This window comes from Acinetobacter sp. N1-1, assembly GCF_056711485.1.
On the sequence record NZ_JBWXUO010000017.1, the window covers coordinates 1 to 8,781 of the forward strand.

General features: G+C 37.8%; 14 protein-coding genes. 4 read left to right on the forward strand and 10 right to left on the reverse strand.

Annotation, left to right across the window (positions count from 1 at the left end):
* Together AC1MPL_RS11915 and AC1MPL_RS11920 are read right to left on the reverse strand one after the other, a co-directional pair.
* Nucleotides 1–1,370 (reverse strand): relaxase/mobilization nuclease domain-containing protein (locus tag AC1MPL_RS11915; RefSeq protein WP_479766257.1); only part of this gene is annotated, 1,370 nt, incomplete at its 3' end.
* Nucleotides 1,360–1,692, reverse strand: coding sequence for a plasmid mobilization protein (locus AC1MPL_RS11920; RefSeq protein WP_479766258.1), 333 nt, complete (start codon nucleotides 1,690–1,692; stop codon nucleotides 1,360–1,362). The genes AC1MPL_RS11920 and AC1MPL_RS11915, both read right to left, overlap by 11 nt.
* A 297-nt stretch (nucleotides 1,693–1,989) precedes the next feature.
* On the opposite strand from AC1MPL_RS11920, the gene AC1MPL_RS11925 reads away from it, so the two are divergent.
* Together AC1MPL_RS11925 and AC1MPL_RS11930 are read left to right on the forward strand one after the other, a co-directional pair.
* Nucleotides 1,990–2,154 (forward strand): hypothetical protein, encoded by a 165-nt coding sequence (locus AC1MPL_RS11925; protein WP_479766259.1) that lies wholly within the window; start codon nucleotides 1,990–1,992, stop codon nucleotides 2,152–2,154.
* Between the two features lie 63 nt (nucleotides 2,155–2,217).
* The gene (locus AC1MPL_RS11930) at nucleotides 2,218–2,490 is read left to right on the forward strand and encodes a hypothetical protein (RefSeq protein ID WP_479766260.1); all 273 of its coding nucleotides are present in this window, start codon (nucleotides 2,218–2,220) and stop codon (nucleotides 2,488–2,490) included.
* On the opposite strand, the gene AC1MPL_RS11935 is transcribed toward AC1MPL_RS11930, so the two are convergent.
* From AC1MPL_RS11935 to AC1MPL_RS11955, 5 genes are all read right to left on the reverse strand, one after another.
* Nucleotides 2,487–3,413 (reverse strand): replication initiation protein, encoded by a 927-nt coding sequence (locus AC1MPL_RS11935; RefSeq protein WP_479766261.1) that lies wholly within the window; start codon nucleotides 3,411–3,413, stop codon nucleotides 2,487–2,489. The genes AC1MPL_RS11930 and AC1MPL_RS11935 overlap by 4 nt on opposite strands.
* A 207-nt stretch (nucleotides 3,414–3,620) precedes the next feature.
* Nucleotides 3,621–3,950: a type II toxin-antitoxin system PemK/MazF family toxin gene (locus AC1MPL_RS11940; protein ID WP_479766262.1), complete on the reverse strand. Its 330-nt coding sequence runs from the start codon at nucleotides 3,948–3,950 to the stop codon at nucleotides 3,621–3,623.
* Nucleotides 3,937–4,218, reverse strand: coding sequence for a type II toxin-antitoxin system RelB/DinJ family antitoxin (locus tag AC1MPL_RS11945; RefSeq protein ID WP_092750199.1), 282 nt, complete (start codon nucleotides 4,216–4,218; stop codon nucleotides 3,937–3,939). The genes AC1MPL_RS11940 and AC1MPL_RS11945 overlap by 14 nt, the downstream gene beginning before the upstream one ends.
* 66 nt (nucleotides 4,219–4,284) lie before the next feature.
* Nucleotides 4,285–5,757 carry a relaxase/mobilization nuclease domain-containing protein gene (locus tag AC1MPL_RS11950; RefSeq protein WP_479766263.1) on the reverse strand — a complete coding sequence of 491 codons (1,473 nt, stop codon included), beginning with the start codon at nucleotides 5,755–5,757 and terminating at the stop codon, nucleotides 4,285–4,287.
* On the reverse strand, nucleotides 5,747–6,079 hold the full coding sequence (locus AC1MPL_RS11955) for a plasmid mobilization protein (RefSeq protein WP_479766258.1): 333 nt from the start codon (nucleotides 6,077–6,079) through the stop codon (nucleotides 5,747–5,749). Before AC1MPL_RS11955 ends, AC1MPL_RS11950 begins: the two co-directional genes overlap by 11 nt.
* Before the next feature lie 297 nt (nucleotides 6,080–6,376).
* On the opposite strand from AC1MPL_RS11955, the gene AC1MPL_RS11960 reads away from it, so the two are divergent.
* Both AC1MPL_RS11960 and AC1MPL_RS11965 read left to right on the forward strand, forming a co-directional pair.
* Complete coding sequence (locus AC1MPL_RS11960) at nucleotides 6,377–6,541, forward strand: hypothetical protein (protein ID WP_479766259.1); 165 nt, start codon at nucleotides 6,377–6,379, stop codon at nucleotides 6,539–6,541.
* A gap of 63 nt (nucleotides 6,542–6,604) precedes the next feature.
* The gene (locus AC1MPL_RS11965; RefSeq protein ID WP_479766260.1) at nucleotides 6,605–6,877 is read left to right on the forward strand and encodes a hypothetical protein; all 273 of its coding nucleotides are present in this window, start codon (nucleotides 6,605–6,607) and stop codon (nucleotides 6,875–6,877) included.
* On the opposite strand, the gene AC1MPL_RS11970 is transcribed toward AC1MPL_RS11965, so the two are convergent.
* The 3 genes from AC1MPL_RS11970 to AC1MPL_RS11980 all read right to left on the reverse strand — a co-directional run bounded on the left by AC1MPL_RS11970 (nucleotide 6,874) and on the right by AC1MPL_RS11980 (nucleotide 8,605).
* Nucleotides 6,874–7,800 (reverse strand): replication initiation protein, encoded by a 927-nt coding sequence (locus AC1MPL_RS11970; RefSeq protein WP_479766261.1) that lies wholly within the window; start codon nucleotides 7,798–7,800, stop codon nucleotides 6,874–6,876. The genes AC1MPL_RS11965 and AC1MPL_RS11970 overlap by 4 nt on opposite strands.
* Before the next feature lie 207 nt (nucleotides 7,801–8,007).
* Complete coding sequence (locus tag AC1MPL_RS11975; RefSeq protein ID WP_479766262.1) at nucleotides 8,008–8,337, reverse strand: type II toxin-antitoxin system PemK/MazF family toxin; 330 nt, start codon at nucleotides 8,335–8,337, stop codon at nucleotides 8,008–8,010.
* Nucleotides 8,324–8,605, reverse strand: a complete 282-nt coding sequence (locus AC1MPL_RS11980; RefSeq protein WP_092750199.1) for a type II toxin-antitoxin system RelB/DinJ family antitoxin — start codon at nucleotides 8,603–8,605, stop codon at nucleotides 8,324–8,326. The genes AC1MPL_RS11975 and AC1MPL_RS11980 overlap by 14 nt, the downstream gene beginning before the upstream one ends.
* Between the last annotated feature and the right edge of the window lie 176 nt (nucleotides 8,606–8,781).

The following is an 8,781-nucleotide window of genomic DNA, read 5'->3' on the forward strand; positions in this document are numbered from 1 at the left end:
CTGTATTGGCTCTGTTTAATTCCTCGTTCTGTTCGCTGTAAGCTTGATTCTGATTGGTCAAGGCTTCGATCTGCTCGCTCTGTTTTTGATTGATTTCTCTTAGCTCGTTCAAGTGCTGTTCTAACAAGTTCAAAGTGTCGTTGTAGTGATTCATGAAGTCGTTGTTCATCTGTTTGTCCTACTTCTCTAGTTTGAGTAGCATTTGGTCGTTGGTATTCTCGAATGCGTCCGCTTTCTTGCTGTTTCTCGCTATGATCAAGATAGATTTCTTGTCCTGTGTTTCTACTATTTTGACTTTGTGTAAAGCCTGTCTCTCTAAGGGGGTTTGTTCGATCCTGAGATTGATTTCGTATAGTTCCTGCTTCTTCTCTTTGATCTGATAGCCGAGCCATGCTGTTATCCCTAGAAAAATCAGGAATAGCGTCACCAGTACGCCCAAAACTACGCCCTTGAGTGTATTCAAATGCAAAGCTTTTTTGATGTTCGGCTGTTGGTCTTTGATGGTCTGTAGGTTTTCTTCTAAAGTGTTCTCGGTTTGCTTCAAACTTTTTTGTAGTAAGGCGTTGTAACTTGCCATGTGCTGTTTGGTAACGTTCTCGGCTTGTATCTTGATATTCCTGTCCTGCTCGGCTGTGTTCTTGTGCAAATTGTTGATCAAATTGTCGATTTTCATAAATGATGCCTTCTAATCGTATGTTTCTTCTGCCGTCAGGGTTTTTAATGCTGATTGATCTGTCTGTTTGCCGTGCGATTTCAAAGCCTGCATGTTCTAGAGTATGAATAACGTCTTTTTGGTTTTGTATTGCGCCTGTGCTGATTTGCTCGGCTATGGCTGTGCCAATTTGCTGTTTTATGTCTTTGATGGTCTTAGGTAAATTTTGGCTATTTAGGGTCTTAATGGCTTGGGCTTTGTCAGGGGCGTGTGGGTCTGTCAGTCCATATTCATAGTTTACGGTTTGTTTCCAGTTCTCAACTAGTGGGCGGTCTGCTTGGTCATAATAGGGCTGTAATCGCTTGCCTGTGCTGAGTTCTACATTTGGTATGACAAAGTTGAGTTCTAAGCGGTCTTTATCGGTGTGTTCTACCCATGTGATGTCGTACTGGTCTTTGTCTAGCCCTGCAAGGAGGTTTTCTTCAAAGCTTTGCATGATGTCTTGTTTTTGTTGGGTCGTTAGGTTTTTTTCTTCAAAGGAAAGTACGCCTACAGTATAGCGGTTGGTAAATTCAAGATTATCGGCAATGCGTTGGGTTAGTTCAGGGTCGCCACTAAGTAGATATGCTCCTTCCCGATCTCGATCTTTACCCAGCAGGTAGTCAATTGTTGCTCCTGCACTACCACCGCCCCTATTGGCAAGAAATTTAACGATCATAGTTATCTAATATCCGTTGCAGTTGGTTTCTAATGCTTGCGAGTTCTGCAAATGCTCTGATTTTTTCAACATCTGAAACTACTGTGTTTACTTGTCGGGCAATTTGATTCAGGTTGCCACCTATTCGCCCTAGTCCTGCAAGTAGCTGAGGATCTGCAACTTTGTATTTACGCTGTTTATTCGGTTTTTTTTCTAAGCATGTGTTTCTAATCCATGTCGCCAGTTCCGCCCCTTCCATGCGTTCAAGTAGTGCCTGATGTTCTTCTTCGGTCAGGCGTATTTTGATTTCTTTTTGTCTTTTAATAACTGGTTTCTTCGTCATGACTAGATCCAATTCGTGGATTGGGTCGGCTTTTTATGAGGGACCGGCTAGCTGAAAGCTGGCCATGTTCCCGATGTAAAAAGTCGAAATGAGGGTTAAGGGATTCTTCCCTTACAAGGCATATTAGGGTAACTCTAGCGAAAACTTTAGTTTTTGTATAGAGTACCCTATATGTGTCCTTGCCCTTTTTTTAATAAAAAAATTATCAATCATAATAATCTAAAAATGACAGATCAAAAAATTAATTGGAAATATGGTATACTGTAAAACTAATATCTAATAGAAAGGAGACTTAAAATGAATAAATCAAAAGAGCTTCAAAAACTAGCAGAGGATATTATAGAGAAATCAAATAAAATCTCTGTAGACTTAGGAACTAAATTACTAGGAAAAGAGTTAAATACAGATAAGAGCAATAAGAACAACTCAAAAGAAAGTATTCTCAAAAAGTGGAATAAATAAGGGGAAAAAAGCTGTTATCTGATTTAGGCTCACTTTATACACCTAAAAGGCAAAATAAATATTATGGCTAGTAAGCAAATTAAAAAAGTTAGCTTTTGGGATATTAGAGATACTCTAGCAAGTTATATACACCATCATGATATTGGGCATGAATATACTAAAAGTGAATTATCAAAGTTATTACTAGAAAATGGATTAGTAAGTAATAAAAAACTAGCTAATCAAGCTTTCTCAAGTTTATTTTCTTCATTCTGTGAAGAAAGTAGACCCCTTTTATTATTCTCAAAAGATAAAAGGATTATTAGAACTGAACAAGTTCCAACCTATTCTGATTAAGTCTTTAACCATTTTTGAATTGTTGGATTACTAATATTTAGCATTTTAGAAATATTACGAATACTTAAACCTTTTTTTCTTAGCTCTAATGCTTTTTTTCTCAAAGGTTCATATTGTTCTGAACGTGTCTTTCCTCCTTTAATCCCCCCTAGTCGCCCTTTTCGGCTTTGGCGATCTATAAACTCTTGATAGCAATATGCATCATTCTTCCAACAATACGTTGCAATACTCTTGGCAGTCGCTTTGACTTCTGAGTATGGCAATGGCTCTAAAAACGCATTATTAGCCTCTTGACAGCATTTTAATACTTCAGCATACCAATTATCATAGATACTTCCTCGATGCTCTCTAATCGCCTTATATGCCCATTTACGCAAGGTATTAAATAGGGTGCAGTTACGTCCAAGTCCTAATTGCTCTTGTTTCTTTGTTAATTTCTTCGGTAAATCGACAAAATCAGCTAAATAATCGAGGGTATAAGCTTGTTCGCTCCAGAACTCAATTCGCCAGTCTTGATGGAAAGGATTTTTAGTAATCAGGTGGCTATAACCAACGTCCGCACCAAGCTTGTTGGCAAGTCCTGCTTGGACTTTTGAGGCATAGGCTATTGCCTTTTGACTACCAAACTCACTGGTACATAGCGGAATTTCTAGTTTATAGCAGATATGAGCATGTCCATTTTTGGGATTTTGAGCAGTCCAATAAGGAGTTGGAAGGTTCTCATCATGCCAAGCCATGACAGCTTCTGGACGATCTAAGTCAAAAAAGAAATAGTGCAACATGCAAGGTTGATTGCCTTGTATGTACTGCATTTTGATTGCCGTTGTTTTTGGTCTTATTTTTAATCCGTACAATAATTCATCTGAACAGTACGGTTTATGTGCGAGATTGTTAAAAAAATCGCTTAATTGAATGTTTTTCACGTTTTGCAACGTCCTATTGGTTGCAAATGCTCAAAACATCAGTAAAATACTAGTATCGAATTAGCGTTTACTGATGCTTTAAGTATTTGTTAAACAATGAGAAAAAAGTAAGCCTGCCAGCTTACTTTTTTTTCGCCTTTAAGAAATCTAACACAGTTTAAAATGTTTTAAAAGTATTTGATTTTCCTAACAAATATATATTAGTTTCTAATTATCATTTAAATCTAAATGTAGCTTAATTGCATCTTCAACAGCGATTAAATCAGCTACGGAAAGTGCATCTAGTTTGTTTGATAATCTCTTTTTATCTGCTGCCATAATCTGATCAGCCATTGCTTTCGCACTCTTTCCTGCAACTGTAACGACAGCTTCAGCAGGGTAAACTCGCCCTGTGTTGCTTGTTAGAGGGACAACAACCACTCGTGCAACGTGTTTATTAGCAAGGTTGTTACTCACAATCACAGCAGGGCGTTTTTTTCTAATTTCTGAACCGACAGAAGGGTCAAACTCTACCCACCAAACTTCACCCCTCTGCATGAGCAATATCCTCGCTCAACGCATTACACCACTCTAGAGCTTCACTCTCTCTTTCTTCATCAGATGCCATTGCCATATAGCCTTCTTCTACACTACGCATTGAATTTTTTGCATAGTCAAAAGACAAGGGAACCGTTTTTGTTTCAGCTACTTGCTTTAAGAACAATTTAAATGCCAGTGCAGCACTGAGTCCGTAACCTTCCAATACTGGAAAGGCTTGATCTCTAAGTTCAGTATCAAGTCTGATATTAAAATTTGTCGTTGCCATAGGATTACCTATTTTACAATTAAATTACTTTTATAAAGCAAATGTACGCTTAATTATATAAATTGTCTAGCGCTCCATACCTCGACTTATCGTTTTTGTTTTTTCTATTTTTACGTGTTGAGCAAGGTATTGATTTGATCTCGTAATTGCTTGTTGAGATTGTTCAACACTGTATTGGCTCTGTTTAATTCCTCGTTCTGTTCGCTGTAAGCTTGATTCTGATTGGTCAAGGCTTCGATCTGCTCGCTCTGTTTTTGATTGATTTCTCTTAGCTCGTTCAAGTGCTGTTCTAACAAGTTCAAAGTGTCGTTGTAGTGATTCATGAAGTCGTTGTTCATCTGTTTGTCCTACTTCTCTAGTTTGAGTAGCATTTGGTCGTTGGTATTCTCGAATGCGTCCGCTTTCTTGCTGTTTCTCGCTATGATCAAGATAGATTTCTTGTCCTGTGTTTCTACTATTTTGACTTTGTGTAAAGCCTGTCTCTCTAAGGGGGTTTGTTCGATCCTGAGATTGATTTCGTATAGTTCCTGCTTCTTCTCTTTGATCTGATAGCCGAGCCATGCTGTTATCCCTAGAAAAATCAGGAATAGCGTCACCAGTACGCCCAAAACTACGCCCTTGAGTGTATTCAAATGCAAAGCTTTTTTGATGTTCGGCTGTTGGTCTTTGATGGTCTGTAGGTTTTCTTCTAAAGTGTTCTCGGTTTGCTTCAAACTTTTTTGTAGTAAGGCGTTGTAACTTGCCATGTGCTGTTTGGTAACGTTCTCGGCTTGTATCTTGATATTCCTGTCCTGCTCGGCTGTGTTCTTGTGCAAATTGTTGATCAAATTGTCGATTTTCATAAATGATGCCTTCTAATCGTATGTTTCTTCTGCCGTCAGGGTTTTTAATGCTGATTGATCTGTCTGTTTGCCGTGCGATTTCAAAGCCTGCATGTTCTAGAGTATGAATAACGTCTTTTTGGTTTTGTATTGCGCCTGTGCTGATTTGCTCGGCTATGGCTGTGCCAATTTGCTGTTTTATGTCTTTGATGGTCTTAGGTAAATTTTGGCTATTTAGGGTCTTAATGGCTTGGGCTTTGTCAGGGGCGTGTGGGTCTGTCAGTCCATATTCATAGTTTACGGTTTGTTTCCAGTTCTCAACTAGTGGGCGGTCTGCTTGGTCATAATAGGGCTGTAATCGCTTGCCTGTGCTGAGTTCTACATTTGGTATGACAAAGTTGAGTTCTAAGCGGTCTTTATCGGTGTGTTCTACCCATGTGATGTCGTACTGGTCTTTGTCTAGCCCTGCAAGGAGGTTTTCTTCAAAGCTTTGCATGATGTCTTGTTTTTGTTGGGTCGTTAGGTTTTTTTCTTCAAAGGAAAGTACGCCTACAGTATAGCGGTTGGTAAATTCAAGATTATCGGCAATGCGTTGGGTTAGTTCAGGGTCGCCACTAAGTAGATATGCTCCTTCCCGATCTCGATCTTTACCCAGCAGGTAGTCAATTGTTGCTCCTGCACTACCACCGCCCCTATTGGCAAGAAATTTAACGATCATAGTTATCTAATATCCGTTGCAGTTGGTTTCTAATGCTTGCGAGTTCTGCAAATGCTCTGATTTTTTCAACATCTGAAACTACTGTGTTTACTTGTCGGGCAATTTGATTCAGGTTGCCACCTATTCGCCCTAGTCCTGCAAGTAGCTGAGGATCTGCAACTTTGTATTTACGCTGTTTATTCGGTTTTTTTTCTAAGCATGTGTTTCTAATCCATGTCGCCAGTTCCGCCCCTTCCATGCGTTCAAGTAGTGCCTGATGTTCTTCTTCGGTCAGGCGTATTTTGATTTCTTTTTGTCTTTTAATAACTGGTTTCTTCGTCATGACTAGATCCAATTCGTGGATTGGGTCGGCTTTTTATGAGGGACCGGCTAGCTGAAAGCTGGCCATGTTCCCGATGTAAAAAGTCGAAATGAGGGTTAAGGGATTCTTCCCTTACAAGGCATATTAGGGTAACTCTAGCGAAAACTTTAGTTTTTGTATAGAGTACCCTATATGTGTCCTTGCCCTTTTTTTAATAAAAAAATTATCAATCATAATAATCTAAAAATGACAGATCAAAAAATTAATTGGAAATATGGTATACTGTAAAACTAATATCTAATAGAAAGGAGACTTAAAATGAATAAATCAAAAGAGCTTCAAAAACTAGCAGAGGATATTATAGAGAAATCAAATAAAATCTCTGTAGACTTAGGAACTAAATTACTAGGAAAAGAGTTAAATACAGATAAGAGCAATAAGAACAACTCAAAAGAAAGTATTCTCAAAAAGTGGAATAAATAAGGGGAAAAAAGCTGTTATCTGATTTAGGCTCACTTTATACACCTAAAAGGCAAAATAAATATTATGGCTAGTAAGCAAATTAAAAAAGTTAGCTTTTGGGATATTAGAGATACTCTAGCAAGTTATATACACCATCATGATATTGGGCATGAATATACTAAAAGTGAATTATCAAAGTTATTACTAGAAAATGGATTAGTAAGTAATAAAAAACTAGCTAATCAAGCTTTCTCAAGTTTATTTTCTTCATTCTGTGAAGAAAGTAGACCCCTTTTATTATTCTCAAAAGATAAAAGGATTATTAGAACTGAACAAGTTCCAACCTATTCTGATTAAGTCTTTAACCATTTTTGAATTGTTGGATTACTAATATTTAGCATTTTAGAAATATTACGAATACTTAAACCTTTTTTTCTTAGCTCTAATGCTTTTTTTCTCAAAGGTTCATATTGTTCTGAACGTGTCTTTCCTCCTTTAATCCCCCCTAGTCGCCCTTTTCGGCTTTGGCGATCTATAAACTCTTGATAGCAATATGCATCATTCTTCCAACAATACGTTGCAATACTCTTGGCAGTCGCTTTGACTTCTGAGTATGGCAATGGCTCTAAAAACGCATTATTAGCCTCTTGACAGCATTTTAATACTTCAGCATACCAATTATCATAGATACTTCCTCGATGCTCTCTAATCGCCTTATATGCCCATTTACGCAAGGTATTAAATAGGGTGCAGTTACGTCCAAGTCCTAATTGCTCTTGTTTCTTTGTTAATTTCTTCGGTAAATCGACAAAATCAGCTAAATAATCGAGGGTATAAGCTTGTTCGCTCCAGAACTCAATTCGCCAGTCTTGATGGAAAGGATTTTTAGTAATCAGGTGGCTATAACCAACGTCCGCACCAAGCTTGTTGGCAAGTCCTGCTTGGACTTTTGAGGCATAGGCTATTGCCTTTTGACTACCAAACTCACTGGTACATAGCGGAATTTCTAGTTTATAGCAGATATGAGCATGTCCATTTTTGGGATTTTGAGCAGTCCAATAAGGAGTTGGAAGGTTCTCATCATGCCAAGCCATGACAGCTTCTGGACGATCTAAGTCAAAAAAGAAATAGTGCAACATGCAAGGTTGATTGCCTTGTATGTACTGCATTTTGATTGCCGTTGTTTTTGGTCTTATTTTTAATCCGTACAATAATTCATCTGAACAGTACGGTTTATGTGCGAGATTGTTAAAAAAATCGCTTAATTGAATGTTTTTCACGTTTTGCAACGTCCTATTGGTTGCAAATGCTCAAAACATCAGTAAAATACTAGTATCGAATTAGCGTTTACTGATGCTTTAAGTATTTGTTAAACAATGAGAAAAAAGTAAGCCTGCCAGCTTACTTTTTTTTCGCCTTTAAGAAATCTAACACAGTTTAAAATGTTTTAAAAGTATTTGATTTTCCTAACAAATATATATTAGTTTCTAATTATCATTTAAATCTAAATGTAGCTTAATTGCATCTTCAACAGCGATTAAATCAGCTACGGAAAGTGCATCTAGTTTGTTTGATAATCTCTTTTTATCTGCTGCCATAATCTGATCAGCCATTGCTTTCGCACTCTTTCCTGCAACTGTAACGACAGCTTCAGCAGGGTAAACTCGCCCTGTGTTGCTTGTTAGAGGGACAACAACCACTCGTGCAACGTGTTTATTAGCAAGGTTGTTACTCACAATCACAGCAGGGCGTTTTTTTCTAATTTCTGAACCGACAGAAGGGTCAAACTCTACCCACCAAACTTCACCCCTCTGCATGAGCAATATCCTCGCTCAACGCATTACACCACTCTAGAGCTTCACTCTCTCTTTCTTCATCAGATGCCATTGCCATATAGCCTTCTTCTACACTACGCATTGAATTTTTTGCATAGTCAAAAGACAAGGGAACCGTTTTTGTTTCAGCTACTTGCTTTAAGAACAATTTAAATGCCAGTGCAGCACTGAGTCCGTAACCTTCCAATACTGGAAAGGCTTGATCTCTAAGTTCAGTATCAAGTCTGATATTAAAATTTGTCGTTGCCATAGGATTACCTATTTTACAATTAAATTACTTTTATAAAGCAAATGTACGCTTAATTATATAAATTGTCTAGCGCTCCATACCTCGACTTATCGTTTTTGTTTTTTCTATTTTTACGTGTTGAGCAAGGTATTGATTTGATCTCGTAATTGCTTGTTGAGATTGTTCAACACTGTATT

Excerpts from the sequence above, each read along its gene's own strand:
- AC1MPL_RS11960 (WP_479766259.1), top strand. The coding sequence starts at position 6,377 with ATGAATAAATCAAAAGAGCTTCAAAAACTAGCAGAGGATATTATAGAG.
- AC1MPL_RS11920 (WP_479766258.1), bottom strand. The coding sequence starts at position 1,692 with ATGACGAAGAAACCAGTTATTAAAAGACAAAAAGAAATCAAAATACGC.
- AC1MPL_RS11945 (WP_092750199.1), bottom strand. The coding sequence starts at position 4,218 with ATGGCAACGACAAATTTTAATATCAGACTTGATACTGAACTTAGAGAT.
- AC1MPL_RS11980 (WP_092750199.1), bottom strand. The coding sequence starts at position 8,605 with ATGGCAACGACAAATTTTAATATCAGACTTGATACTGAACTTAGAGAT.
- AC1MPL_RS11950 (WP_479766263.1), bottom strand. The coding sequence starts at position 5,757 with ATGATCGTTAAATTTCTTGCCAATAGGGGCGGTGGTAGTGCAGGAGCA.
- AC1MPL_RS11930 (WP_479766260.1), top strand. The coding sequence starts at position 2,218 with ATGGCTAGTAAGCAAATTAAAAAAGTTAGCTTTTGGGATATTAGAGAT.
- AC1MPL_RS11955 (WP_479766258.1), bottom strand. The coding sequence starts at position 6,079 with ATGACGAAGAAACCAGTTATTAAAAGACAAAAAGAAATCAAAATACGC.
- AC1MPL_RS11940 (WP_479766262.1), bottom strand. The coding sequence starts at position 3,950 with ATGCAGAGGGGTGAAGTTTGGTGGGTAGAGTTTGACCCTTCTGTCGGT.
- AC1MPL_RS11925 (WP_479766259.1), top strand. The coding sequence starts at position 1,990 with ATGAATAAATCAAAAGAGCTTCAAAAACTAGCAGAGGATATTATAGAG.
- AC1MPL_RS11965 (WP_479766260.1), top strand. The coding sequence starts at position 6,605 with ATGGCTAGTAAGCAAATTAAAAAAGTTAGCTTTTGGGATATTAGAGAT.
- AC1MPL_RS11975 (WP_479766262.1), bottom strand. The coding sequence starts at position 8,337 with ATGCAGAGGGGTGAAGTTTGGTGGGTAGAGTTTGACCCTTCTGTCGGT.